Source organism: Enterobacter sp. SA187 (assembly GCF_001888805.2).
Taxonomy (GTDB): domain Bacteria; phylum Pseudomonadota; class Gammaproteobacteria; order Enterobacterales; family Enterobacteriaceae; genus Enterobacter_D.
This window is the reverse complement of sequence record NZ_CP019113.1, coordinates 3,187,643-3,211,188: the sequence shown is the minus strand read 5'-3', so window position 1 is coordinate 3,211,188 and position 23,546 is coordinate 3,187,643. Positions and strand designations below refer to the sequence as shown.

26 protein-coding genes are annotated in these 23,546 nt (G+C 53.1%); 13 read left to right on the top strand and 13 right to left on the bottom strand.

What is annotated here, in order from left to right:
* The first annotated feature begins 126 nt into the window (after positions 1-126).
* Positions 127-1,323, top strand: a complete 1,197-nt coding sequence (gene ydeE / locus BMF08_RS15420) for an efflux MFS transporter YdeE (RefSeq protein ID WP_072568426.1) — start codon at positions 127-129, stop codon at positions 1,321-1,323.
* Positions 1,324-1,453: 130 nt separating this feature from the next.
* On the opposite strand, the gene BMF08_RS15415 is transcribed toward ydeE, so the two are convergent.
* Both BMF08_RS15415 and BMF08_RS15410 read right to left on the bottom strand, forming a co-directional pair.
* Complete coding sequence (locus BMF08_RS15415; RefSeq protein WP_072568425.1) at positions 1,454-2,554, bottom strand: cobalamin-independent methionine synthase II family protein; 1,101 nt, start codon at positions 2,552-2,554, stop codon at positions 1,454-1,456.
* Positions 2,555-2,706: 152 nt separating this feature from the next.
* The gene (locus tag BMF08_RS15410; protein ID WP_234007185.1) at positions 2,707-3,066 is read right to left on the bottom strand and encodes a winged helix-turn-helix transcriptional regulator; all 360 of its coding nucleotides are present in this window, start codon (positions 3,064-3,066) and stop codon (positions 2,707-2,709) included.
* Positions 3,067-3,146: 80 nt separating this feature from the next.
* Here BMF08_RS15410 and BMF08_RS15405 point away from each other — a divergent pair, with 80 nt between their 5' ends.
* The gene (locus tag BMF08_RS15405; RefSeq protein ID WP_072568423.1) at positions 3,147-3,896 is read left to right on the top strand and encodes an SDR family NAD(P)-dependent oxidoreductase; all 750 of its coding nucleotides are present in this window, start codon (positions 3,147-3,149) and stop codon (positions 3,894-3,896) included.
* A 17-nt stretch (positions 3,897-3,913) separates the two neighbouring features.
* On the opposite strand, the gene BMF08_RS15400 is transcribed toward BMF08_RS15405, so the two are convergent.
* Positions 3,914-4,315, bottom strand: coding sequence for a rhodanese-like domain-containing protein (locus BMF08_RS15400; protein WP_072568422.1), 402 nt, complete (start codon positions 4,313-4,315; stop codon positions 3,914-3,916).
* A gap of 88 nt (positions 4,316-4,403) precedes the next feature.
* Between BMF08_RS15400 and ftrA the strand changes: the two genes are divergently transcribed.
* Positions 4,404-5,390: a transcriptional regulator FtrA gene (ftrA, locus tag BMF08_RS15395; protein ID WP_072568421.1), complete on the top strand. Its 987-nt coding sequence runs from the start codon at positions 4,404-4,406 to the stop codon at positions 5,388-5,390.
* 494 nt (positions 5,391-5,884) lie between these two features.
* Here ftrA and dcp read toward each other — a convergent pair whose 3' ends face one another.
* Complete coding sequence (gene dcp, locus BMF08_RS15390) at positions 5,885-7,930, bottom strand: peptidyl-dipeptidase Dcp (protein ID WP_072568420.1); 2,046 nt, start codon at positions 7,928-7,930, stop codon at positions 5,885-5,887.
* A 159-nt stretch (positions 7,931-8,089) separates the two neighbouring features.
* Between dcp and ydfG the strand changes: the two genes are divergently transcribed.
* Positions 8,090-8,836, top strand: a complete 747-nt coding sequence (gene ydfG / locus BMF08_RS15385; RefSeq protein WP_072568419.1) for a bifunctional NADP-dependent 3-hydroxy acid dehydrogenase/3-hydroxypropionate dehydrogenase YdfG — start codon at positions 8,090-8,092, stop codon at positions 8,834-8,836.
* Between the two features lie 40 nt (positions 8,837-8,876).
* Here the strand turns inward: ydfG and BMF08_RS15380 are convergent, their stop codons facing one another.
* Entirely contained in the window at positions 8,877-9,491 is a 615-nt protein-coding gene (locus BMF08_RS15380) for a TetR/AcrR family transcriptional regulator (RefSeq protein ID WP_072568418.1), read from the bottom strand.
* Between the two features lie 294 nt (positions 9,492-9,785).
* Here BMF08_RS15380 and BMF08_RS15375 point away from each other — a divergent pair, with 294 nt between their 5' ends.
* From BMF08_RS15375 to BMF08_RS15360, 3 genes are all read left to right on the top strand, one after another.
* Positions 9,786-10,691: a DUF2971 domain-containing protein gene (locus BMF08_RS15375; RefSeq protein WP_072568417.1), complete on the top strand. Its 906-nt coding sequence runs from the start codon at positions 9,786-9,788 to the stop codon at positions 10,689-10,691.
* A gap of 563 nt (positions 10,692-11,254) precedes the next feature.
* Positions 11,255-11,716: a hypothetical protein gene (locus BMF08_RS15365; RefSeq protein ID WP_072568416.1), complete on the top strand. Its 462-nt coding sequence runs from the start codon at positions 11,255-11,257 to the stop codon at positions 11,714-11,716.
* Positions 11,717-11,848: 132 nt separating this feature from the next.
* Positions 11,849-12,610 carry a hypothetical protein gene (locus BMF08_RS15360; protein WP_072568415.1) on the top strand — a complete coding sequence of 254 codons (762 nt, stop codon included), beginning with the start codon at positions 11,849-11,851 and terminating at the stop codon, positions 12,608-12,610.
* A 297-nt stretch (positions 12,611-12,907) separates the two neighbouring features.
* Here BMF08_RS15360 and BMF08_RS15355 read toward each other — a convergent pair whose 3' ends face one another.
* Both BMF08_RS15355 and BMF08_RS15350 read right to left on the bottom strand, forming a co-directional pair.
* Positions 12,908-13,819 (bottom strand): alpha/beta fold hydrolase, encoded by a 912-nt coding sequence (locus BMF08_RS15355; protein ID WP_072568414.1) that lies wholly within the window; start codon positions 13,817-13,819, stop codon positions 12,908-12,910.
* 106 nt (positions 13,820-13,925) lie between these two features.
* Complete coding sequence (locus BMF08_RS15350) at positions 13,926-14,495, bottom strand: histidine phosphatase family protein (protein WP_234007184.1); 570 nt, start codon at positions 14,493-14,495, stop codon at positions 13,926-13,928.
* Positions 14,496-14,731: 236 nt separating this feature from the next.
* Here BMF08_RS15350 and BMF08_RS15345 point away from each other — a divergent pair, with 236 nt between their 5' ends.
* Positions 14,732-15,304 carry a GNAT family N-acetyltransferase gene (locus tag BMF08_RS15345; RefSeq protein ID WP_072568413.1) on the top strand — a complete coding sequence of 191 codons (573 nt, stop codon included), beginning with the start codon at positions 14,732-14,734 and terminating at the stop codon, positions 15,302-15,304.
* A 31-nt stretch (positions 15,305-15,335) separates the two neighbouring features.
* On the opposite strand, the gene BMF08_RS15340 is transcribed toward BMF08_RS15345, so the two are convergent.
* Positions 15,336-15,695 (bottom strand): immunity 8 family protein, encoded by a 360-nt coding sequence (locus BMF08_RS15340; protein ID WP_072568412.1) that lies wholly within the window; start codon positions 15,693-15,695, stop codon positions 15,336-15,338.
* 163 nt (positions 15,696-15,858) lie between these two features.
* Here BMF08_RS15340 and BMF08_RS15335 point away from each other — a divergent pair, with 163 nt between their 5' ends.
* The gene (locus BMF08_RS15335) at positions 15,859-16,341 is read left to right on the top strand and encodes a glutathione peroxidase (RefSeq protein WP_072568411.1); all 483 of its coding nucleotides are present in this window, start codon (positions 15,859-15,861) and stop codon (positions 16,339-16,341) included.
* 29 nt (positions 16,342-16,370) lie between these two features.
* Here BMF08_RS15335 and BMF08_RS15330 read toward each other — a convergent pair whose 3' ends face one another.
* On the bottom strand, positions 16,371-17,279 hold the full coding sequence (locus BMF08_RS15330) for an AraC family transcriptional regulator (RefSeq protein ID WP_072568410.1): 909 nt from the start codon (positions 17,277-17,279) through the stop codon (positions 16,371-16,373).
* Positions 17,280-17,373: 94 nt separating this feature from the next.
* On the opposite strand from BMF08_RS15330, the gene BMF08_RS15325 reads away from it, so the two are divergent.
* On the top strand, positions 17,374-18,144 hold the full coding sequence (locus BMF08_RS15325) for an SDR family oxidoreductase (RefSeq protein WP_072568409.1): 771 nt from the start codon (positions 17,374-17,376) through the stop codon (positions 18,142-18,144).
* A 123-nt stretch (positions 18,145-18,267) separates the two neighbouring features.
* Here BMF08_RS15325 and BMF08_RS15320 read toward each other — a convergent pair whose 3' ends face one another.
* Genes BMF08_RS15320 through BMF08_RS15310 form a run of 3 tightly spaced genes read right to left on the bottom strand, consistent with a single transcriptional unit; the run spans position 18,268 to position 19,979 of the window.
* Positions 18,268-19,101, bottom strand: coding sequence for an MBL fold metallo-hydrolase (locus tag BMF08_RS15320; RefSeq protein WP_072568408.1), 834 nt, complete (start codon positions 19,099-19,101; stop codon positions 18,268-18,270).
* Positions 19,102-19,114: 13 nt separating this feature from the next.
* The gene (locus BMF08_RS15315; RefSeq protein WP_072568407.1) at positions 19,115-19,441 is read right to left on the bottom strand and encodes a hypothetical protein; all 327 of its coding nucleotides are present in this window, start codon (positions 19,439-19,441) and stop codon (positions 19,115-19,117) included.
* Between the two features lie 16 nt (positions 19,442-19,457).
* The gene (locus tag BMF08_RS15310) at positions 19,458-19,979 is read right to left on the bottom strand and encodes a sugar ABC transporter (protein WP_072568406.1); all 522 of its coding nucleotides are present in this window, start codon (positions 19,977-19,979) and stop codon (positions 19,458-19,460) included.
* 165 nt (positions 19,980-20,144) lie between these two features.
* Between BMF08_RS15310 and BMF08_RS15305 the strand changes: the two genes are divergently transcribed.
* Positions 20,145-21,044, top strand: a complete 900-nt coding sequence (locus BMF08_RS15305; RefSeq protein ID WP_072568405.1) for a LysR substrate-binding domain-containing protein — start codon at positions 20,145-20,147, stop codon at positions 21,042-21,044.
* A gap of 120 nt (positions 21,045-21,164) precedes the next feature.
* Here the strand turns inward: BMF08_RS15305 and BMF08_RS15300 are convergent, their stop codons facing one another.
* The gene (locus BMF08_RS15300; RefSeq protein WP_072568404.1) at positions 21,165-21,896 is read right to left on the bottom strand and encodes an SDR family NAD(P)-dependent oxidoreductase; all 732 of its coding nucleotides are present in this window, start codon (positions 21,894-21,896) and stop codon (positions 21,165-21,167) included.
* A 99-nt stretch (positions 21,897-21,995) separates the two neighbouring features.
* Between BMF08_RS15300 and BMF08_RS15295 the strand changes: the two genes are divergently transcribed.
* Both BMF08_RS15295 and BMF08_RS15290 read left to right on the top strand, forming a co-directional pair.
* Positions 21,996-22,376, top strand: coding sequence for a winged helix-turn-helix transcriptional regulator (locus BMF08_RS15295; protein WP_072568403.1), 381 nt, complete (start codon positions 21,996-21,998; stop codon positions 22,374-22,376).
* Between the two features lie 84 nt (positions 22,377-22,460).
* Positions 22,461-23,537 carry a mechanosensitive ion channel family protein gene (locus BMF08_RS15290; protein WP_072568402.1) on the top strand — a complete coding sequence of 359 codons (1,077 nt, stop codon included), beginning with the start codon at positions 22,461-22,463 and terminating at the stop codon, positions 23,535-23,537.
* The last annotated feature ends 9 nt before the right edge of the window (positions 23,538-23,546 follow it).

Here is a 23,546-nt window from a genome sequence, read left to right as displayed (position 1 = left end):
TCCCAAATTATGGCAGGTCAGTTTTCGCATTCCAGAACAAACCGGTAGCTATACAAGCCCGGATCTGCATGTTATTGCTGTAAGTCATAGCAAATAACGATAATTAATGTGATGTCAGGCAAGCATATGATCCCAACACAAACCCGTTCCACCCTCGCACTACTCGCCTCCTCGTTACTGCTGACCATTGGTCGCGGTGCCACGTTGCCCTTTATGACGATCTATCTCAGCCGTCAGTACGGCATGACGGTGGATGCAGTAGGTTATGCCCTGAGTATTGCCCTCACCATCGGCGTCTTTTTCAGCCTCGGTTTTGGTATTCTGGCGGATAAATTCGACAAAAAGCGCTATATGGTGATCGCCATCGCCTGCTTCATTATCGGCTTCTCGGCGATCCCGCTCAGTAATAACGTCATCGTGGTGGTGGCGCTGTTTGCGCTGATCAACTGCGCCTATTCGGTGTTCTCCACCGTGCTGAAGGCCTATTTCTCGGACACCCTGACGCCGTCGGCGAAAGCGAAGATATTCTCCCTCAACTATACGGTGCTGAATATCGGCTGGACCGTGGGGCCGCCCCTCGGCACGCTGCTGGTGATGCAGAGCGTCAACCTGCCGTTCTGGCTGGCGGCAGCCTGCGCCGCCTTCCCGCTGGTGTTTATTCAGCTGTTTGTGCAGCGCATTCCCATCACTATGCGCGGCGAGGAGAGCGTTGCCTGGTCGCCGTCGGTGCTGCTGCGGGATAAGGCGCTGCTGTGGTTCACCCTTTCCGGTTTTCTGGCCTCATTTGTCGCCGGTTCCTTCGCCACCTGTATTTCCCAGTACGTGATGAGCGTGGCGGATAACAATTTCGCCGAGAAAGTGGTGGCGGTGGTGCTGTCGGTGAATGCCGCGATGGTGGTCAGCCTGCAATATGCGCTGGGCCGCAGTATCAACGCCCGCAATATCCAGCCGTTAATGGCCGCCGGGACGCTGTTTTTTGTGGTGGGGCTGGCGGGCTTTATGCTCGCGGGCAGCAATTTGTGGTTCTGGGGCGTAGCCTCGGCGATTTTTACCGTCGGCGAGATTATCTATGCGCCGGGGGAATACCTGTTGATCGATAACATCGCGCCTGCGGGTATGAAATCCAGCTACTTCTCTGCCCAGGCGTTAGGCTGGCTGGGCGCGGCGTTAAACCCACTGGCCACCGGGGTGATCCTGACGAATCTGCCGGGCTGGTCGCTGTTTGTGATCCTGATGGTGGTGATTGTGCTGGCCTGGCTGATGATGCTGCTGGGGATGCGGGTCAGCCCATGGCAGGACGTGAAGGAAAAGGTGGCGGTGTAAAGCGTGATGCCGGGTGGGGTTAAATGCCGGGTGGCGGCTTCGCCTTACCCGGCCTACGGTGATAATGATTATCCCCCTGTAGGCCCGGCAAGCAACGCGCCGCCGGGCAACTAATACGTTACACTGTCACTTACCACACTTCATCGGCAATGGCGGTGACAAGACGGACTTTATCCCACTGCTGCGCTTCCGTGAGAGAGTTGCCCTCTTCGGTTGACGCAAAGCCGCACTGCGGGCTTAAGCAGATCTGATTGATATCCACATACTGCGCCGCTTCCTGCAAACGCGCCTTAATACCTTCCGGGTTTTCCAGCTCGCCATTCTTGGTGGTGATCAGCCCCAGCACCACCTGCTGTTTGCCAGGACGCACATGGCGCAGCGGGGCAAAATCGCCGGAGCGGTCGTTATCGTATTCGAGGAAGAACGCATCGACATTCACCGTGCCGAACAGCACTTCCGCCACCGGCTCGTAGCCGCCTTCCGAAATCCATGTCGAGCGGAAATTGCCGCGGCAGACATGCAGGCCGATGGTCAGATCGTCCGGCTTGCCTTCCAGCGCCTTATTCAGCACGCGGGCATAAATCTGCGCCAGTTCGTCCGGATCGTCGCCGCGCTCGCGGATCTGCTGACGCTGCTCGTCAGAGCACAGGTAGGCCCAGACGGTGTCATCCAGTTGCAGATAACGGCAGCCCGCGTCATAAAACGCGCGGATGGCATCGCGCCAGGTGGTCGCCAGATCGTCAAAGTAGCGGTCCAGCGTCGGGTATACCGTCGCGTCTATGGCTTTACGCCCGCCGCGGAAGTGCAGCACGCTCGGGCTGGGAATGGTCATTTTCGGCTGCGCATTGCCGCTGATGCTTTGCAGATAGCGGAAGTCTTCCAGCATGGGGTGATCGCCGAAGCTCAGCTTGCCGGTCACGCGCACGCTGTGGGCTTTGGTCTGCACGCCATTGAACTGAATGCCCTGCTCAGAATCGTAACGCTCCACGCCGTTCAGACCATCAAAGAAGTCGAAATGCCACCAGGCGCGACGGAACTCGCCGTCGGTCACCACATGCAGGCCACAGGCGCACTGCTGTTCCACCACCTGGCGGATAGCGTCGTCTTCCACGGCGCGCAGCTGCACGGCGTCGATTTCACCGCGCGCAAACTGGATTCGCGCCTGTTTAATGGCGTCCGGGCGTAAAAAACTGCCGACGACATCGGCGCGGTACGGGGCGTGTTGTTGCATGCTTATCTCCTTGCCGCCAGTGAAAAGTAATACCCTGGCGTGATAGTTCATTATTTGAATTTATAGCCTTCTGGACGGCTAAACATCCAAAAAAGATGTCATATCCTGTTCGGGATAGCAAATGAGAAAAGCTCACGCATGATGAAAAAAATTCATCTTTCTTCCGTTAACGCCGCCGTCGCCGTCCTGTCGGCCATGTTTTCCCGGTTACGGGTGCCCCACTCACACAGCGGCTGCAACGCCTGCGCCAGCGAACGGCCAAAATCGGTGATGCTGTACTCCACCCGCGGCGGTACCTCGCGGAAATCGTGACGCGTGATGATGCCGTCTTCCGTCATCGCTTTGAGCTGCTGGATCAGAACTTTCTCGCTGATGCCCTCCACCAGCCGTTTAAATTCCCCGAAACGACGCGGGCTGTACTGCACGTAAAACAGCAACAGCGGTTTCCACTTGCCGCCAATGTAATGCAGGGCCACATCAAGGCCGCAGACCGGCTCCATAATTTTCTCCATACATACCTTTTGGTAGGTACTAGTATACAGGAAAGTCTGTGCTTACACTGCTTTCTCACACAGAGTTGCGGAGAAACATCATGGGTAAGCTTGCAGATAAAGTCGTCGTTATTACGGGTGCGAACAGCGGGATCGGTCTGGCCTCGGCGAAACGCTTTGCACAGGAAGGCGCGCGTTTATTCCTGACCGGGCGTCGGGTCAGCGAACTGGAGAGTGCGGTTGCGGAGATTGGGCATGGCGCGGTGGGTATTCCGTGTGATATCTCAAAGATGGCGGATCTCGACAACCTGTTTGACCAGGTCCGTCAGCAGGCGGGGCAGATCGACGTGCTGTTCGCCAACGCAGGCGGCGGGGATTTCGCGCCGCTGGGGGAAATCACCGAAGAGCATTACGCCCGCATTTTTGACACCAACGTCAAAGGCACGCTGTTCACCGTGCAGAAAGCGCTGCCGCTGCTGAAAGACGGCGGGTCGATTATCCTCACCGGCTCCACCAGCGCCACCACCGGCATTCCGGCATTTAGCGTGTACAGCGCCAGCAAAGCCGCGCTGCGCACCTTTGCCCGCGGCTGGATCCTCGAACTGGCGCCGCGCAAAATCCGCGTCAATGTGCTGGTGCCCGGCTCCACCTCCACGCCAGGCTGGCATAACCTGTCGCCGGATGATGCCGCGAATCAGCAGATGATTAATGAGGTTGAGGCCACTACGCCGCTGGGTCGTCTGGCGGAACCATCCGAAGTGGCCGCCGCCGCCCTGTTCCTCGCCTCGGACGACAGCAGCTTCGTCAACGGCAGCGAGCTGTTCGTGGACGGCGGCGCGGCGCAGATTTAATCCTTCATCGCAGGGATTCAGTCATCCCCCTGCGCAAAGGCATAGCCCTCATCCTCCCAGCCGGTAATGCCGCCAATCATGATTTTTACCGGCAGGCCAAGGGTGGCGAGTTTTAACGCGGCGCGATCGGCTCCGTTGCAGTGTGGCCCGGCACAGTACACCACAAACAGGGTGCCGTCGGGCCACGCCTGCATCCGTTCGGCGGTCATTTGCGCATGAGGTAAATGGATCGCGCCGGGCAGATGACGGCGGGCGAACGTTGCCGCGCTCCCCACCACGTGCAGCAGCACAAAATCCTGATCGCCAGTGGTGATGGCGTGATGGACATCGGCGCAGTCGGTTTCCACGCTCAGGCGATGCAGAAAATGCAGGCGGGTTTCTTCCGGCGTGGCGGCAGGGAATTCGGTTACATAGCTCATCGTGTTTTCTCCGGGTTTGTGATAACACTACTGTATCCATTAATTCGCCGCGCCACTGCCTGCCGGTCTGCCAGAAAACGCCAGGATCATGACAAAATTACCTCCCGCATCGCCCCGTCCGTTCGTCGTCGCCCTCGCCTACGATGGTTTATGCACCTTTGAATTCGGCGTGGCGGTGGAAATTTTTGGTCTGCCGCGCCCGGAGCTGGGGGATAACTGGTACCGCTTTGCCGTGGCGGCGGTGGACGAGGGTGAACTGCGCGCCACCGGCGGCATTCGCATCATGGCCGATGGCGGGCTGGATCTGCTGGCGCAGGCGGATACCATCGTCATTCCCGGCTGGCGCGGCGCGGACACGCCGGTGCCGGAAGCGCTGTGCGATGCCCTGCGCGCGGCCAGTACGCGCGGCTGCCGCATTATGACCATCTGTTCCGGGGTGTTTGTGCTTGCCGCCACCGGCTTGCTGAACGGGCGCAGGGCCACCACCCACTGGCGCTACACCCCGCTGTTACGCAGCCGTTATCCCGCCATTCAGGTGCTGGATGACGCGCTCTATTATGATGAAGGCACGCTGCTGACCTCGGCGGGCAGCGCGGCGGGGATCGATTTATGTCTGCACGTGGTGCGCGAAGATTTTGGCGCGGAGATCGCCAACAACGTCGCCCGCAGGCTGGTGGTGCAGCCGCACCGCGACGGGGCGCAAACCCAGCAGGTGGTGCGTCCGGTAGCGCGGGCGCGGGAGAGTAAATCCCTGGGAATGATCTTTGATTTTCTGCATCAGTCGCTGGCGGAGAATCACAGCGTGGCTGCCCTTGCCCGTCAGGCAGGCATGAGTCCGCGCACCTTTTTACGGCGCTTCGCCGATGCCACCGGCACCACGCCCGCGCGCTGGATCCTCAACGAGCGGCTGCTGCGCGCCCGGGAGTCTCTGGCGAACTCCAGGTTACGCATTGACGAGATCGCGCAGCAGACCGGTTTTGGCAGCGCGGCCTCCCTGCGCCATCATTTCCGCGCGCAGTTTGCCATTTCCCCCGGCGATTACCGCAAAGCCATTCTGACCCGCAGCGCCGGGTGATTTACAGGCAAAAAAAATCCGCCAGTTACGCTGGCGGAAATGCTTGCATGGATAGGATCGTTATTTTATTTATGCGCACCCCCGCCATTTAGCTGTCGGGTCACGGATCGATAAGACCTTAACAGTACCTGATTCAACAAAGCGTAAACGAGGAAGATCTGTTTAAAAATTCACGCTTGTTTTTTATACAAAAATGAAGATATATCCTTCAGGATGAGGAATTTATGTTAGCGTTTGTCTTCCACCTGACTGGCGTGAGGGATTATTTACAATCTCAAATTTCTTTGCCCAATATGTCATGGAAATAGCTTTATTTTCACGACCTTCGACCCGGAAAAACTCCATCCACACGGCGCAATTTGTTCAACTTGTGGTACACGTTTAACCGCAAGCTCCTGCATACCACGAAAGCGCAAAGCGCGTAAGATGGCGAGCTGATGAAATACTGACAATGCCCTTGTTTTTCAACAAGGGCTTCTTATCACCGTCAGCCGCTACTGACTCAGTCCGCGATTTTTAAGCATCGGTTCCGGCAGCGGATCATGTCCGCGCCATTCACGATAGAGCGCCGCTAAATCACTGCTGTTCCCCCGCGACAGGATCGCCGCCCGGAAGCGTCGCCCGTTCTCCGGGCGTAATCCGCCCTGCTCCACAAACCACTGATAGCCATCATCGGCCAGCATCTGCGTCCACAGATAGGCGTAATAGCCAGCGGCATAGCCGCCGCCAAAAATATGCGCGAAATAGCTGCTGCGATAACGCGGCGGCACCGCCTCCAGATCGAGGTTTTCCTGTTTAATGGCCTCAGTTTCAAAGGTGTCGACGTCGCTGATGTCGGCATCCGCGCTGATGCGGTGCCAGTTCATATCCAGCAGCGCGGCGCTTAACAGCTCCGTCATGTCGTAGCCTTTATTAAACAGCGTGGCGCTGAACATTTTTTCGCGCAGCGCCTCCGGCATTGGCTCGCCGGTCTGATAATGACGGGCGTAACGGGCGAACACCTCCGGGTGGCTGGCCCAGTGCTCGTTGATCTGCGACGGGAATTCGACAAAATCCCGCGGCGTGTTGGTGCCCGATAGCGTGGCGTAGCGCTGGCTGGCAAACAGGCCGTGCAGCGTATGGCCGAACTCATGGAACAGGGTGATCACATCGTCCCAGGAGATGAGCGCGGGCTGCCCGGCAGCAGGCTTCTGGTAGTTACAGACGTTGTAGATCACCGGGCGGGTGCCGTTTAAGGTCGACTGCTCCACAAAGTTGCCCATCCACGCGCCGCCGCTTTTCGAATCGCGGGCGAAGAAATCGCCGTAAAACAGCGCCAGTCCGGTGCCGTCCTCATCGAAAATCTCCCAGACCCGTACGTCCGGATGATAGACCGGAATATCAGCGCGCTCGGTAAAGGTGAGACCAAACAGCTGGCTCGCCGTCCAGAACACGCCGTCCACCAGCACGTTATTCAGCGCAAAGTAGGGTTTGATCTGGCTTTCATCGATGGCGTATTTCGCCTGGCGCACCTGTTCGCCATAGAAGGCCCAGTCCCAGGCGCGGGCGGTAAAGCCGCCCTGCTGCCCGTCGATCGCCTGCTGAATATCCGCCAGTTCCTTTTCGGCACGGGCGCGCGCGGCGGGTGCAATATCCCGCATAAAGCGCAGCGCGGCAGCCGGGGTATGTGCCATCTGATCGGCGATCTTCCAGGAAGCGTAATCCTCAAAGCCCAGCAGCTGCGCCTGGCGGGCGCGGATCTGCGTTAAACGCAGCACAATCTGCCGGGTGTCGTTTTCATCGCCGCGCTGGGTACGCAGCCAGCCTGCGGTAAAGAGTTTTTCACGGGTCTGGCGGTTACGCAGCGCCGCAAGGGCGGGTTGCTGGGTGGTGTTCAGCAGCGGGATCAGCCAGCGGTCGTGCAGGCCTCTCTCCTCTGCTGCTGCCCGCGCCCGGGCGATTTCATCCTCTGTCAGACCGTCGAGCTCTCCGGCGCTCTCCACCACCAGCGCTGCGGCTTTTCCGGCGGCCAGCAGATGCTGATTAAAGCGGCTGGTGAGCTGCGCCGCTTCGGTGTTGAGCGCTTTCAGCGTCTGCTTATCGACAGCAGGCAGTTTTGCGCCCGCGAGAATAAAGCGCTGGTACGTGACCTCCAGCAGGCGGCGGGACTCGTCGTCCAGCCCGGCGGTGTCCCGCGCGTTATACACCGCTTCCACCCGCGCAAAGAGCGCGTCATCAAGGTAGATGTCATTCGCCAGCCCGGCGAGTTCCGCCGAGAAGGCTTCATCCAGCAGTTGCAGTTCGTCGTTGGTATGCGCCGAGGTCATGGCGAAAAAGATGCTGGTGACGCGCGACAGCAACTCCCCGCTCTGCTCCAGCGCCAGGACGGTATTGGCAAAGTCCGGCGCGTCGCTCTGACCGGCAATGGCGGCTATTTCCGCGCGTTTCTGGCGCATCCCCTCGTCAAAGGCGGGCCGGTAATGGCTGTCGTGCAGCGCATCGAAACGCGGGGCCTGATACGGCAGCGTGCTCTGTTCAAACAGTGGATTGGTGACGGACATGTTTACTCCCCTGAACCGTTGATCGGTTTCTACAGTACCAAATCCCCCCGTCACGGGACCAGATTATTTGCCACACTACTAACTCGCCCGGTATGCGTTGCCACCGGGCCGCTGCGCAACTATGCTAAGGCAACACAAAAAGCGTTAAGGAACAGAGAGATGATTATTTTAGTAACCGGGGCAACTGCGGGTTTTGGTGAAGGTATTACACGTCGCTTTGTGAAGAACGGCCATAAAGTGATCGCCACTGGCCGTCGCCAGGAGCGCTTACAGGCGCTGAAAGACGAACTGGGCGACAACGTGCTGACGCTGCAACTGGACGTGCGCAACCGCGCCGCCATCGAGCAGGCGATGGGGAATTTACCGGCTGAATGGCGCGACATCGACGTGCTGGTGAATAACGCCGGTCTGGCGCTGGGCATGGAGCCGGCGCACAAGGCGAGCGTCGAGGACTGGGAAACCATGATCGACACCAATAACAAAGGCCTGGTGTACATGACCCGCGCCGTGCTGCCGGGCATGGTGGCGCGCAATCGCGGTCATGTGATCAACATCGGTTCAACGGCGGGCAGCTGGCCGTACGCGGGCGGCAACGTCTATGGCGCGACCAAAGCCTTTGTACAGCAGTTCAGCCTGAACCTGCGTACCGATCTGCACGGCACCGGCGTGCGCGTCACCAATATCGAGCCGGGGCTGGTGGGCGGCACCGAATTCTCTAACGTGCGTTTCAAAGGCGACGACGACAAAGCCGGAAAAACCTACGAGAACACCACCGCCCTGACGCCGGAAGATGTTACCGAAGCGGTCTGGTGGGTGGCGACGCTGCCGAAGCACGTCAACATCAACACACTGGAAATGATGCCGGTAAGCCAGACCTTTGCAGGCCTGAGCGTGCACCGCGGCTGATATGAAGACCCCGGCGCCAGCCGGGGCTATTTTCTCTGTGCTAAGGAGCCAGACTGCGCAGGATGAGGGACGACAGCAGTACCGCCGCCGTCGGGGCATCCTCAAGGTTGTACTGTAACTGCACGGGACTGATATACGGCTTCATCACCAGATAGATCGCCTGCGCGGTTTCATCCAGCGGCGTTTTGCGCTCAAACTCCCCTGACTTACGCCCTTCCACCAGCACTTCCTGAATCAACTGTTTAAGCTGTTCTTCATAGGCGCGGGTGGATGCCCACTGATCGCGCGTGGCGACGGCGGCGATGTCGTAAAGTTTGCGGTCATGGAAAAAGAGATCGCTGCCCGCTTCCGCTAACGCCCGGAACAGACGGCGAAACTTTTCCGACGCCGTGGGCGCGTCGGCAATGGCGGCAGTGACGATCTCCATGATCATCGCCAGCCGGTTGCGGCAGATCACTTCCCCGATGGCCTGTTTGGAATCGAAGAATTTATAGATGTAGGCTTTGGAAAAGCCGATGGCGCGGGCGAGATCGGACACCGTGGTTTTCTCATAACCATAGTGGCTGAAATGTTCGGTGGCGGCATCCACCACCTGATCGCGGACGCTGTGGTCCGCCGTGCCGCGCGTGGCGTGGTCGTTTTCTTTTTTCGTCATCCGGTAAGCTTAACTCAGCAGTGCCGGGTTAACAACGAGTGACCAGATGGTAATAGCGTCACAGGCGGCTTTCCCATCAGGTATCTATACTGCGTTTAGTCCCCTGAAAAAGAAGAGATCCTCTATGAGAAAACCTGATTACCCATCACGTGATTTGGCCACCTACGTCAAATACGAAAAGAGGTGAATTATTTGATTGAGTTTTAGCTATAGAATTGAAATGGAAAATGTTTGGATGCAATATAACTGGCAATACACTGATGAAAGCCATTATACATTTAAAAAGAGGAATTTATGCGCTCACCTCACAGAATGCATGAACGCTCAACATTTTATAAGTACATGACGTTGAATACTGCAAAGATTGTACTTGATTCATGTAGCCTTAGATGGAGTTCTCCGGTCATATTTAATGATCCTTTTGATGTTCCAAGAGAAGTCATGCTAGGAGTTGATGAGATAAATATTGGTAAAGCTTTAGTTCGCAAGGTGATCGAGGAGTTGATTAATCCTAGGGAAGACATCCAAAATTTAAATCCAAGAATTAGAACGCTGTTAGATGTTTACCAAAAACTCTTTCCTTTAGGCATACCAGCAGAACTGATTAATAAGTTTCAAGAATTAGTAGATGCTCCACCAGTCGGACTTGGCGCCCCTGCGGCAATACAAGAAATGAAAGATGTGTGGAAAGGAATGCTCAATGAAAGAAGAATTTTGTGCTTATCTGAGAGTCCTATAATCACTCCGATGTGGAACCATTATGCTGATGGATATAAAGGCATAGTTATCGAATTTGATTGCCTAGACGTTCTTGGCAGCGCCTGGCTAATTGCAAAACCTATTAAGTATACTAATAAAATACCTCTAACTTACACGCCTGAAGGTATGGCTGAGTTGCTTTTCAAGCCAGACAACAAAGCACTTGAATATATTAATACTGAGATAACATTCATAAAAACAGAAGATTGGGCATACGAAAAGGAGTGGAGGATTTCTACTTATGCCAGACCGATGAGCATGGGGCACTATAGCGACCTGAAGTTTCATCCTTATGAAGTGAAATCAGTGATACTTGGCCCTTTATTTGAACCCGCTGAACTCGATGAAGTCATGTCACTAATTAAAAGATATCCACGAGCACAATTATTAAAAAGTTCATTTGGGGGCGATAGAAAGATATCCATAGAACCACTAGCTTAAAAATATTGATTAAAAAAACATAATCCATCGCCAGTTTTTACTGGCGACTTATTTTGATGCCGCAAGTGATGAACCGTCGGTCAAGGGTCAAGAACCTTTATTCAGATGATTGCAGCAGACGAGCGACTGGACGAGACCGGCATCCAGGCCGTTGGTGAAAAAGGATGGGATGGCTTTCTTTAGGGGATTGTTAAGGCCGTTTAAGCGCTCAACCTTTCAGACCACTTTCATATTGCTGCGAGCCGGTATGCATTTTATTCATTCGAACCGCCTCCATCACGCCGCCGTCTTGCCGTTTTCCGCTGAAAACGGTATCTTTCGCCCGCACCTGCAAAATCAGGTGCCGGGATTGGAACCCTGCGAAATGTTACAGGCGACATACGACGCGTTAGCGTCTTTCATATGTCGTGCGCTCAGTTACACCTCAATGGTGGGCTGGACGGGGGCACCGTAAGGTGCGCCGGTTGCCTGTAACGCCGGTAGTTCCAACCCCGTTCAGTCCATCACCATGAGATTGGAACCTCAGGTGGTGGGTTTTAAACCCGTTACAGGAGGCTGCCCTTATGGCTACGACCCTCAACCAGACTCACCCGTTACTTACCATCCCGTTTGATGCCGACACCGATTTCACTATTCTTGCCGACCACTGCCACCAGCTCGCCGAAGCCCAGGCGGAAAGCCTCGATCCGGCGCTGCGAATGGCGTTGTGCGGACGCTTTTCTGCCGTGTTTGCCCTGCTCAAACCCCAGCTGAACGAGCCGATCCCGCCGGAACAGCAGGCGCGTTTTACTGTGGACAGCCTGCCCACTCACGTACCTCAGTTTGCTCCCGATTCCGATACGCTCGGCGAATACTGCGCAGCGCTGGCTCAGGTATTACTTTGCCGCAGCGTGCCGCCACAACAGGAAGAACCGCTGCGCTGGCTGCTGGCGGATGTGATGGCGTATCTGGCGGAGGAAATTAATGCGCCGCGCTGGATCCGCACAGAGGATGGCGTGAAAGTTATTGAGGAAGTGACAGGGTAACGTTTTCGCGCCCTGCTAAGCTGAGATCATGTCCGCTTTATGCCAGAGGCGGACATTTCATTAATCGCATTGCCTGAAGTTTAGTAAGATGCCAAAAGAAAATTCATCATGATGTCAGGTACAGGTAAAAGTATGGAAGCTCTGATCAAAACGTATATAGAAATCCTTAAAAGTCTTAACGCTCAATCATTTGCACTCATGGAGGATAAATATTCAGGTGTATTTCTTCCTGTTCCCTCTGAAGAGTACTGGCGCTCCCCGGTAAAAATCATGCTGGTTGGGCGTGAAACGGCAGGATGGAATACTGGAAATCATAAAAATAAAATTGCTCGGGTTCTGGGTCTGATGCCCAATATTAATGTCGAACATGTAGTTGAAGAAGCGGTAACTCGCTACAAAGAGCATCAGGATAAGTGCACTCCTAATACGAAATCACGAAGCCGTTTTATGCAGTATTATTTCTTGCTGGCGCGAAAACTAGAATTACCCCCTAAGGCAATAGTGTATGCAAATTTATTTGCATGGGATTATGACCGAAAGAGCCCACTGCTCCGCTCTGAAAACGAACTTCAGGAAATAGCGTCTGTTTCATTAAGACTTCTGGCTACCCAGATAGGGTATTTAAAACCTGATTTTGTAATATTTGCATGTGGTTCACGAACCGACCATTTTATAAAATGTTTATCGAATAAATATTTGGGCGGCTCTAAGACCCTATCTGTCACTCCTAAAAAAATATGGAAGTTTGAGGCTGGGAATGCGACCTGCTTCAGGATTGCTCATCCCAGAGCAACCTATGTGCATCAGGAGTTCAGGGCAGAGGTGATCGAACAGATTAAACAAGCGGCTGTACGCTTATCCTGTCATCGAAAGCAACATTGCGAGTCTGAATGAGCGTAGAGAAATGGAAAGCTGTCAGCCGTCATTTCTAATCGCGATGACATGCTCCCTTTTCTTTAATACACAGCAAAACTTATTATCCATGTGCCGACTCGATTGCAAACTTCCGCTCCTCGCTCTAAGCAGACCTTTAGCCCAGCCATCCTGTCCGCTTTGTGCCAGAAGCGGACACTGCACAGACTTAGCTATGTCAGGACATACAGCGTGCTGACCTGATGTTCAGGCCAGCTATGTTTGCTGGCCGGACTTAAGATACTGCTCCAGCGTCAACCTGATGTGCAGCAGCATCCTTTATTTGTTTAAAAATGACTCAACCGCATTGGAAAATCGTTCTGGCTGATCCAGCATGACAAAGTGAAAACTGTCATCGATCCGCGTGAAATGGATGTCGGAAGCAGAAGCGTAGGCTTGACGGTACATCGCATCCACGCAGGCTGCCGGGATCCCGTATAAGACATCATACGCGTATACGATCTCAATCGGTGCTTTGATGCGAGCGAGCTCGGGACGCAGGTCGGTAATCATCAATTCATAAACGGCATCCGCAACAGTTTTGCGATCAGAATTGATCGCCGCAGTCACCAAAGCAGGTTTCACCGCCCCGTTCTTCACTAAACGGTTTATGGATGCTTTCTGAAACTCTGTGAGTTGCTCCGGCGACTGCCGCAGTAGCAAATCCCGCATAGCTGCGGCATGCCGGGCAGCCGTTTCGGTGGTCGCCGCAGGGTCAATCATCAACGTATAGAACGGCAAGGCATCGACGATCATCAAACGACCGACCTGGTCAGGATGACGGGCCCCCAGCATCAATGCCATCTCGCCGCCAAGAGAATGGCCAATGATCGCTGGTGCCTGGATGTTCTGGCTTTGAATGTAATCAGCGATGGCGTCAACTGCCGAAACGATGACTTTTCCCCGTGGACTGGATATGGCAGGCGTACCTGCAAAGCCCGCAAGTTCTACAAGATGAACACGGTGGTTTTTACGTAAAGTTGCGACTAAACCGGCCCAAATGTCGCGAGAGGACGCCAGCCCCGGGATCAATATGACATCCGGCCCTGAGCCTTGCGTCTGTACAGAAATACGCTGCGGGTTCGGATGCTCTGAAGGTATGGACATAGTCTGCGTTGCGGACGCGGAGGCTAAAACTGACAATAATAAAAGAGCCCCACCGAGGATGGCGCGGATTTTTGCGGTACGCATGAGTGTAGTCCTTTTTATTTTACCCCTGACAAACCGGGCCAGGCTGAAAGAAGGGTTTAGCAAAAAATCATTGAGGGATTATCAGATGTGTAATTGAGATCTTTACTTAACGTAAGCTGTAGGTGCGAGCGTTCCAGTAACCATTGCCCTGTCGATGGCCCTCTTTCCAGCCCAACGAGATGAGTTCCTTTGCAATCAGTCGATTCATCACCCCATGCCCCATAAGCAGTACGGGCCCGTTTGATTCTTCTGCTGATGTTACGAGGATATGCGCAGCCTGAACGGCGCGCTGTTTAGCCAGGCTCAGGGTCTCTACATTACGGGAGAAGCCACAAAGCCACATGACGCGGAAAAGAGACGCCCACAAGATGGGGGATAACCTGAATGCTGGCATGCGTAATACGGGCAAGTCTGCTTCCCTGAAGACCTCATCAATGAGGTCCGGTTCACGCCCTAATGCCCTCACAGATGAAAGCGCTCTGGGAAGAGGACTACTTATGATGTGCAATGCGCTGGATGCTAATGATTTACTGGATTGCGGGGCCATATCGCTGCCCGTATCGGAGAGATCATATTGTGAAATCCATTTGTCCATCTCGAGACTCGTCACCCTCGAAGAACCTGTAAAAGACGGCTTTCCATGACGCATCAAAATAATTTCCATAAAGAGCTTCATTTTTGTGATCCTTATAATGCGGACAATCTAACGCAATGAAGCCAGGGTGCACTACCACCATATTTAGGGTTGACCCGGTCGACTGGAGCATGGCAAAAGAAGATCAGTGCGCGCAGAAGCAGATAAATTATACAGCCGTACAGATCTGATGACCGCTTATACATCCAGCTAAAGTGAGACTGCTACTGAACGGGTAATACAGAAATAGATATCAAGCTCAGCAAGGAAAAGTACGTATGCCAATACCAATACTCTATACAGAACGCTTGCTGTTAAAACCATTAGCCTCCGAAGATGCCTCACAAATTCAGTTGCTTTACCCGCGTTGGGAGATAGTTCGCTACATGGTCTCTTCAGTACCATGGCCCTACCCTGATAACGGTGCCGAGAGTTACGTCAATAACGTTGCTTTGCCTGATATGGCAAATGGGATAGCCTGGTTCTGGACTATCAGACACCTTGAAACACCAGACAAACTGATGGGTGTAATCTGTCTGTATGATGTTGAGGATAATAACCGTGGATTTTGGTTAGCTCCGGAGCATCAGGGCCAGGGCTTTATGCGAGAGGCCAGTAATGCAGCTACGGATCATTGGTTTAATTCGTTAAATAAGACAGTGTTGCGTGCACCTAAAGCGGCTCTAAATAGCCGTTCAAAAATTATTTCAGAAAGCAGTGGCATGCGGCTCATCAGGACTGAAAAGAAAGAGTATGTCAGCGGTCTGCTTGATTCCGAACTCTGGGAAATCACCCGTGAGGAATGGAATGCTCGTCAGGGCTCTCGCGCTCTACTTTCTGCCGTATCTTAATATTTGTCATAAGTCATTCACTGGATTTGGCTTATGGCTGATAATCTTCATATTCCCAGAAACTGAAACGGCTCAGTTTGATGGCGGCTTTTGACCAGTCCTTGTCATTACAGACAATGATCTTTTTTTCTATATAAGAAAGGATCTCATCATAATCATATTCTTCGACAATGATCATTCCTCTGCCAGACAGGGACTTATATGATGCAAGCTCTTGTTTAAGCCAGACTGGCGTACATACCAACATATCAAAAGCTTCAGCACCGTCACGGTCTTTAGGCCCTATCATTGCTCTGATCCAACAACCGAAACTGGCAGGGTCAGTTGGCCAATAGTTTATCAACCTATCTTCAAGTTCTAGCGATCTAAGCCCTTTTAATTCAATATTCATTTGCTGTATCCAGTTATCAATTACTAATTGATGTTAGGTTAAGGTCTGTTTTGCTCATTGTGACATAAATCGTTTATAGTTCGCTTTGTGCCAGAAGCAGTCATGATAAAGTCCAGTCCTGTAACCACTACCCCATAAAATTTTCTCCATCGAGGCTTCCACCATGACCACCTTTTACCAACTCACCGCCACCAGCCTGCGCGGCGAGCCTTTCTCAATGGCCGACTATGCGGGAAAGCTGGTGCTGGTGGTGAATACGGCCAGTAAGTGTGGTTTCACGCCGCAGTACGCTGGCCTTGAAATGCTCTACAAAAAGTACGGTGCGCAGGGGCTGGTAGTGCTGGGTTTCCCCTGCAACCAGTTCGGTAAACAGGAGCCAGGCGGGGCCGACGACATCGCTCAGACCTGCCACATCAACTACGGCGTGAGCTTCCCGATGTTTGAGAAAGTGGAAGTCAACGGTGCCGCCGCGCACCCGGTGTTTCGTTACCTGAAAGACGCACTGCCCGGCCTGCCGGGCAAGCGCATTAAATGGAACTTTACTAAATTCCTGATCGGGCGCGACGGCAAACCGCTTAAGCGTTTCGCCCCCTTCACCACGCCGCAGAAAATGGAAGCCGCCATCGTCGCCGCACTTAAGTTGTGAGCATTTGAACGGGTCACGTTCAGCGCGCTTCAGGACGCATTAGCCACATGCTGGCGTCGGAATTCCCCCGGCGGCAGGCCGGTGTAGCGGGTGAAGGCGACGTGGAAGGCGCTGGCAGACTGGTATCCTGTACGCAGGGCGATCTGTTCTATTTTATCCTTGCCGCCCATCAGCGCTTTCCTGGCTAACGACATTCGCCAGAACAGCAGATATTGCCCCGGAGACATGCCGACGGTCTCGCTGAATACGGCGAAAAAAGAGGAGCGGGACATCGCGCACTCCCGGGCGAGCTGCGCGATTTGCCAGTCCGCACCGGGGTTGGTATGGATGAGATGCAGCGCGGTGGCGATCTTATCGTGCTGTAACCCTTTCAGGATCCCTGCCGTCGTCGACAGTGCTGGATCGCTACGCAACGCTTCCACCAGCAACAGTTGCAAAAGATGCATCAGTACCGCATCCCGCCCCGGTCGCCGGGTGCGGCTCTCATCCAGCAGGAGATCGAACAGGGTGACGAAACGACGTTGCCCTTTGATCAGGATCTCGTTGGGAAGTAACGCGACGATAAGCTGTTTGTCCGGCGTATCGAATTCACAGTGCCCGACATTCATGAGAAATTCAGCATCCCCGGTTGCTGAACCGATCCTCACGTGCCCGTCCCCGAGCAGGGTCGGCAGCGTAATGTCTTCAGGAGGAGACGTTCCCGCACTGGTGTTCTCAAAGGTATAAGTTGCAGGGATCAGCACGAAATCACCGGCAACAAGCAATGTCGGCGCTTTACCGTTAATACTCATCAGGCATTCCCCCTGCAACACGGCGCAGTAAAACGCCTCTCCGGCAGACTCCCGGACAATACGCCACTTCCCTGCCCCCTCGACGAGTTTGGTATGGGTGGGCCTGGGGTTGAGTAAAGCAACAATATCGGTTAACGGATCTGACACTGGACTCTCTCTCAAGAAAAGTGGATTTCTGATTATATATTGTCCGGATGGCTACGACTATCATGGCTTCTCTGACCAACAGCGAGGATTTACCATGTCGACTGCACTGATTACCGGATGCTCTTCAGGTTTTGGGCTGGCAACAGCACAGCTGTTTTTAGCCAAAGGCTGGCACGTGATTGCCACCATGAGAACGCTGGATACGACGCTTTTTCCTGCCAGCGACCGGCTGCGGATATTGCCACTGGACATCACCTCTGCGGAAAGTATTACCGGGGTGGTGAAACAGGCAGGCGCGATTGACGTGCTGGTCAATAATGCCGGTCTTGGCGCGGCGGTTCCCGTTGAACTGACGTCCCTCTCCACCGCGCAGCAATTAATGAACATCAATGTGCTGGGCACGCTGGCATTAACGCAGGCGTTTCTGCCGTTGATGAGAGAGAAAAAATTAGGGACGATCATCAACGTGTCTTCGTCCGTGACCACCAAAGCGATGCCGCTGATTGGGGTTTATCGCGCCAGTAAAGCGGCGCTGAATGCCTGGAGCGAGTCATTAGCCGTCGAAGTGAAGCCTTTTGGGATCCGCGTTCACGTTGTATTACCGGGGCGCTCGCCGGAAACGAAGTTTGGTGAAAATGCGCGGGCTTACTCTGGCGGGCGGGACGATGCGGTCTATGGAAGCCTGGTGAATGAATTTATCCAGCGGGCGGGCGATCCCCACGCGCCAGTGACGCACGCGGAAGATGTGGCGAACGCTATTTATGCCGTGGCTGAAAATCAAAACGCTCCGCTCTACACCGCGGCCGGTGAAGATGCGATGCAGCTTCTCTCCGCGGCGCAGCAGCGTTCCCCTTTTTGCGAGTGATTGCGGCGGGCAAAGGCGTGATACGGGAAAAGAGAGAGGGTCTTCCTCTCTCAGTTTCTGAGCCGCAGACAATAATAACGTTGTATTGAGGGAATCAATAACCCTCCGAACAGATACATCCCTTCATTTGTCAGTACAGGAAATGCGGTATCCATTACCCTCCCTGAGAACGTGTGCAAACCCTGCCTGACCTAAATGCATACCAGCAATGAGCAGTTTTTCGCTGACAGCCTTTTCAAGAATCATCTTCCTTGTTTGCTCTGCCTGGATGGGATCAGTGTCGAATAAAATAGAAACAGCCGGTTGTGCTGATTGAATATGCGGATAATGGACAATGTCTCCCCATATTAATAAGCATTTATCATCCGTATCGATGCGAAAACCTGTATGTCCCGGTGTATGGCCTGGTAGCCAAACGGGCAGAATACTTCCTGCAATTTTATCCCCGTTAAAAAAATGCACGTTATGGGCATAAGCGTCTAATGTCTGGCGGACCAGCCGGATATTACGTTGCCCGCGCTCATTCGCTATTTCGAGTTTCTTATCATCCAGCCAGTGCTGTGCTTCGAGAGGATGAAGCATAATTTCGGCATGTTTAAAAACCGGCTTTTTTTCAGGATCCAGCAGGCCGCCAATATGATCCGGATGGCAATGTGTCAGCAACACGGTATCAATGTCGTCAGGGCTGACACCTGCTGCGGCGAGGTTTGCTGTGAGTTGCATATTGCCAGGCATCCCGGCGCCAGCGTCAACCAAAATGATGCGTCCCCGACCACGGATTAGGTAACAGTTTATATGAATATCGCCGGGCTCATTGATACCCGCATTGCGTTGAATAAGGTCTGCCTCCGCTTTTTCTATGCCTGAGAGCAAATCCAGACTGGCTGACATAATGCCGTCGCTTAGCGCCGTAATTTGAAAATCTCCAGTCTCACGGCTCGGAAAGGGTTGGTTCATTTTTACCTCGGGATCAGTTGCGTGCAAATATCTGTTCTGCTGGGGAACCAAAACAACGAATACGGGGCGTCAGACCAGAGGCCTGTTGAATGGCAGCGTCCAGTTCCCTCATAAAGTTCTCCATCACGTCCTGGGTTCGTAATGTTGTCAGGCGATAAAAGAGCTGGGCATAGACCGGTTGTCCGCATCCAGGCTTTACGGCAATAAAAATGATATGCACGTTTTGAGGCTCTGCGCGCAGGATGTCACAGCAAAGGGCGCGGCATTTATGCGTAAAATCATCATCACGTTGCAACACGTCAGCCTGATTTTCAGCAATATAAAAAGTCAGATTGGGCATGATGTTTTAGCCTCCCTTATTCCGTATCCTGCAATTGCATGGTCAAAGGTTCATAGAGGTACATGCCTGGGATTTCAGTAAATAACGAGGCAATGCTAACCGGCAGAACATACGCAACGCGATGTTCAGGAGTTTTATCCAGCCCTACCGCATGCATTTCCAGCCCACGATATCCCAACTCTTTATCTAAAACGCCTGATGGCGTTGCGCTCAATAGCAGAATTTCACCGGCAGATACGGCCGGGATAATGCCCTTTCCTTCGTACAGGTTACGGTGCCAGTCAGTAATACAGACCTGCCATCGAGAGAAATTGCCGCCTCCTTTTAAACGGTAATCATCACTGTTGAGAATATCCGCATCTTTAATGGTATGAATGGCAAGGTAAACAGGGCAGCCGGAATTGATAGCACGAAAGCGTTGCGACGTCGTGAAGCCAGCAACAGATATCAACGCGGGTAATTTTTGCTGACTATAAAAGGCATTCCATTCTGCCTCGCTGTCAGGATCGTTATATGAACATTCCACGGTATAAAACATCTGTTTATCTCCATATGAGCCACAGGCGTAAGCAGATTCATTTGCTTAATGATTTTTCATCATGCTACAAGATGGTTCAGCCCCGTAAAATCGATAAAACGTCACGGATTAGTGACATTTAGTCAATGAAGGCAGAATACTGGGCCTGAAAAAGGAAACGATGTTATGCGCAGAAAAATACCCAGTAGTGCGTCCCTGCAGGCTTTTGATGCCGCTGCAAGGCACGGCAGTTTTGCCCGTGCTGCAGAAGAGTTGTCGTTGACGGAAGGGGCGATTAGCCGTCAGATTGCACGTCTTGAAGCGTTACTGAATGGTAAATTGTTTGACCGTATGGGCAGTCGTGTAAAGCTTAACCCCGTCGGTACGCGCTATGCGCATCACGTACGGGAAACGCTCGATCGGCTCGAACGGGATACGCAGTACATAATGGGAATGCCTGAAGGTAGTCAGAGTCTGGACATTGCCGTCCTGCCCACCTTTTCCTGTCGCTGGCTTATTCCGCGCCTGAACAGTTTCAACGCTGTATCTCCGGATATAACGTTAAATATTGCGGCCAGAACGGATCCGTTTATTTTGCCTGGAAGTGGATTTGACGCGGTTATTCATTTTGAACATTCCGCATGGGCAGGAATGCGTATGCAATTTCTGTTTCAGGAAAATCTGCTGCCGGTATGCCATCCTGCACTGATAACAAAAAATAATGTCAATCAACTGTTAAATGAACTGCCGAGGATCCATCGTCGACAGAATCCTGATGCATGGCATCACTATGCCGTCGAAAGCGGAATACGCCTCGATAATCCGGCTCACGGTGTGCGATATGATCTGCATGAAATGGCCATCGCTGCCGTGATGGCACGACAGGGCGTTGCTTTGCTCCCGCGGATGTATATCGAGAATGAATTGCGTAGCGGCATGCTTGTTTCTCCATGGCCTGCATCAAATAGTCTGAGCAAAAGATTCTGTTTAGTCAAAACAACGGAAACGGGAATAAATGAGGCAGCGCTGGAGCGCTTTGAAAGCTGGCTGTTGGCTGAGATTAATCCACTCACAAGTAGTGCCTGATGCAAGACGATCACCCTATGTCCGCCTCTCGCTCAACGCTGCCACCCTATTTTGCGTGGCAGCGCCGAACCAGAAGCGGAACGTGTTTACCATTTTACAACCAGCCGGACCCGGATTTCATTAAACCTGCGTCAGCCCGCCATCCACACAGATTTCGGCGCCAGCGATATAACTGCTTTCATCACTCGCCAGGAACAATGCCGCGCTGGCCACTTCGTCAGGCTTCGCCATTCTGGATAACGGAATGGCGCTGATTATTCCATTGCGCAGCTCTTCGGAGGCGGCCTGCATCATTTCGGTATCCACCGGGCCCGGGGCGACCACATTGATACGTATCCCCCGGGCGGCGAGCTCATTTGTCCAGGTGCGGGCGAAAGAGCGTAATGCCGCTTTGCTGGCGCCGTAGACGCCATAGCCTTTGGTGCCGATGACATCGGCAATCGAACCTATCAGCACCACACTCGCCCCCTCTTTCAGCAGGGGAAGCGCGGCCTGAAGCGCAAACAATGGGGAACGCACATTGAGACCGAAAATAGTATCAAAGTGCGCCGGGCTGACGTCATCAATGGTCGCGTGTTCCGCCATTCCGGCGTTGATCACCAGCACATCTATCCGGCCGGACTCCGCGTTAATCAGGTCAGCGATGCGTGTCAGTTCGCTAAGTTCGCTGACATCAGCACGCAGCGGCCTGGCGTCGCCTTCTATGCCAGCAACGGCGATGTCTAACTCCTCACTCCGGCGTGAAGTGAACCAGGTGGTTGCCCCTTCACGGGCAAATCGCTGGCTGATGGCAAGACCAATGCCTTTTGCGCCGCCCAGGATCAGGGCCACTTTGTTCTCTAATTGTTGCATCTGCTTACTCCTTTTGGGGTGGAAAGCAGATGATATAATTTTTATACTTAATAACAATTACGCACTTTGTTTATACCAGGTATCGCGGAGTATATCGCCATGTGTCAGATTGAAGGTCATAACCTGAAAGAAGTTGGAAAAACCCGGCCGGTGCTGGAGAACATCACCAATAAATGGTCGATTTTAATTCTCACCGTGCTGTGCAGTGAACCCGCACGCTTTAATGAACTCCGCCGTCGGCTGGATGGCATTACTCATAAGGCCTTGTCTGACGCACTGAAGCGGCTGGAGCGCAACGGGCTGGTGTACCGGAAGGTGCTGCCCACGTCGCCGGTGAGCGTGGAATACAGTCTTACCCCATTGGCAAAAACGTTACAGGAACCCTTCAGTGCGCTGTACGACTGGGCACTGAAACATGGGCCGGAAGTGGTACGGGCTCAGCAGGAATACGATGCCCGGCATACGGAAGAGATTTGCTGAATTTTTCATATACTAATGGGCGTCTGTCAGCACACAGGTGCATGACAAGCGTGACTCATTTGTTGGCAAAGATAAGGGGAAAACATGCCTTTTTTAGTTGGTGAGTTATCTGGCGCTCCGGCATGGGTGCCTGCTGTATTGCTCGTCACTGTATCTCTTGCGGTGGGTTTTCTCGCGAGATTTATCCTTTTGCAGTTTATCCGTTTCTGGCAAAACCATGACAGAAAACTCTTCAAGTCGCTTGAGAAACACCTTCGTGGATCGATGTTTCTCTTTATTCCCCTGCTGTTTATTCGTGTAGGGATTAATTATGTCCATATCCAGCCCGAGTCACTGAACTTCATCAGAACGACAACCAACATATTTATTATCATGTCATTTTGTTCGGTGCTGATTCGACTGATTAATGTTGCGCAGGATATGCTTTTTATACGCTATGACATTAATATTTCGAACAATCTTCGCGCCCGCAAAATTCGCACGCAGATCATGTATGTGAAGAAGGTCGCGATTGTCTTACTGGTCACAATTTGTTTATCCCTGATTTTACTGAGTTTCCCTGGCGTCCGACAATTCGGTACCACTATCCTGGCCGGTGCCGGGGTGGCGGGCATCATCATTGGTTTTGCGCTCCAGAAGTCGCTGGTCAATTTATTTGCCGGTATCCAGATAGCCTTTACGCAACCGATAAAAATCGATGACGCCGTGGTGGTGGAAAAAGAGTGGGGCTGGATTGAGGAGATAAACCTGACCTATGTGGTGGTGCGTCTGTGGGATCTGCGCCGGTTGGTATTACCGATCACCTACTTTACCGAAAATCCCTTCCAGAACTGGACGCGTAATAACGCGCAAATTTTAGGCACGGTTTTTCTTTATGTGGATTACTCCATGCCCCTACAGCCGCTCCGCGAACACTTTGAAAAAGTGCTCAGTGAAACCCGACTCTGGGATCAGGAAACTCAGGTGCTTCAGGTAACCGACACCACGGAAAAAACCATGACCATCAGACTGTTGATGACGGCGCAGAATTCCCCTATGGCCTTTGATTTACGCTGTTACGTGCGGGAAAAAATGATTGAATTTATCCAGCAGAATTATCCGCAGAGCCTGCCGCAGGTCAGGGCGACACTGACCCGTTCCGATTTACCAGAGAGTGAATGATGATTTTAC

Bases quoted from the DNA above. Each gene is read 5' to 3' on its own strand.
- ydeE (WP_072568426.1), top strand. From the start codon at position 127: ATGATCCCAACACAAACCCGTTCCACCCTCGCACTACTCGCCTCCTCG.
- BMF08_RS15380 (WP_072568418.1), bottom strand. From the start codon at position 9,491: ATGACGAAAAAAGAAAACGACCACGCCACGCGCGGCACGGCGGACCAC.
- ydfG (WP_072568419.1), top strand. From the start codon at position 8,090: ATGATTATTTTAGTAACCGGGGCAACTGCGGGTTTTGGTGAAGGTATT.
- BMF08_RS15415 (WP_072568425.1), bottom strand. From the start codon at position 2,554: ATGCAACAACACGCCCCGTACCGCGCCGATGTCGTCGGCAGTTTTTTA.
- BMF08_RS15365 (WP_072568416.1), top strand. From the start codon at position 11,255: ATGGCTACGACCCTCAACCAGACTCACCCGTTACTTACCATCCCGTTT.
- BMF08_RS15405 (WP_072568423.1), top strand. From the start codon at position 3,147: ATGGGTAAGCTTGCAGATAAAGTCGTCGTTATTACGGGTGCGAACAGC.
- BMF08_RS15410 (WP_234007185.1), bottom strand. From the start codon at position 3,066: ATGGAGAAAATTATGGAGCCGGTCTGCGGCCTTGATGTGGCCCTGCAT.
- BMF08_RS15300 (WP_072568404.1), bottom strand. From the start codon at position 21,896: ATGCAACAATTAGAGAACAAAGTGGCCCTGATCCTGGGCGGCGCAAAA.
- BMF08_RS15305 (WP_072568405.1), top strand. From the start codon at position 20,145: ATGCGCAGAAAAATACCCAGTAGTGCGTCCCTGCAGGCTTTTGATGCC.
- BMF08_RS15400 (WP_072568422.1), bottom strand. From the start codon at position 4,315: ATGAGCTATGTAACCGAATTCCCTGCCGCCACGCCGGAAGAAACCCGC.
- BMF08_RS15320 (WP_072568408.1), bottom strand. From the start codon at position 19,101: ATGAACCAACCCTTTCCGAGCCGTGAGACTGGAGATTTTCAAATTACG.
- BMF08_RS15325 (WP_072568409.1), top strand. From the start codon at position 17,374: ATGTCGACTGCACTGATTACCGGATGCTCTTCAGGTTTTGGGCTGGCA.
- BMF08_RS15350 (WP_234007184.1), bottom strand. From the start codon at position 14,495: ATGAAGCTCTTTATGGAAATTATTTTGATGCGTCATGGAAAGCCGTCT.
- BMF08_RS15375 (WP_072568417.1), top strand. From the start codon at position 9,786: ATGCGCTCACCTCACAGAATGCATGAACGCTCAACATTTTATAAGTAC.
- BMF08_RS15290 (WP_072568402.1), top strand. From the start codon at position 22,461: ATGCCTTTTTTAGTTGGTGAGTTATCTGGCGCTCCGGCATGGGTGCCT.
- dcp (WP_072568420.1), bottom strand. From the start codon at position 7,930: ATGTCCGTCACCAATCCACTGTTTGAACAGAGCACGCTGCCGTATCAG.
- BMF08_RS15295 (WP_072568403.1), top strand. From the start codon at position 21,996: ATGTGTCAGATTGAAGGTCATAACCTGAAAGAAGTTGGAAAAACCCGG.
- BMF08_RS15310 (WP_072568406.1), bottom strand. From the start codon at position 19,979: ATGTTTTATACCGTGGAATGTTCATATAACGATCCTGACAGCGAGGCA.
- BMF08_RS15355 (WP_072568414.1), bottom strand. From the start codon at position 13,819: ATGCGTACCGCAAAAATCCGCGCCATCCTCGGTGGGGCTCTTTTATTA.
- BMF08_RS15345 (WP_072568413.1), top strand. From the start codon at position 14,732: ATGCCAATACCAATACTCTATACAGAACGCTTGCTGTTAAAACCATTA.
- BMF08_RS15360 (WP_072568415.1), top strand. From the start codon at position 11,849: ATGGAAGCTCTGATCAAAACGTATATAGAAATCCTTAAAAGTCTTAAC.
- BMF08_RS15340 (WP_072568412.1), bottom strand. From the start codon at position 15,695: ATGAATATTGAATTAAAAGGGCTTAGATCGCTAGAACTTGAAGATAGG.
- BMF08_RS15315 (WP_072568407.1), bottom strand. From the start codon at position 19,441: ATGCCCAATCTGACTTTTTATATTGCTGAAAATCAGGCTGACGTGTTG.
- ftrA (WP_072568421.1), top strand. From the start codon at position 4,404: ATGACAAAATTACCTCCCGCATCGCCCCGTCCGTTCGTCGTCGCCCTC.
- BMF08_RS15335 (WP_072568411.1), top strand. From the start codon at position 15,859: ATGACCACCTTTTACCAACTCACCGCCACCAGCCTGCGCGGCGAGCCT.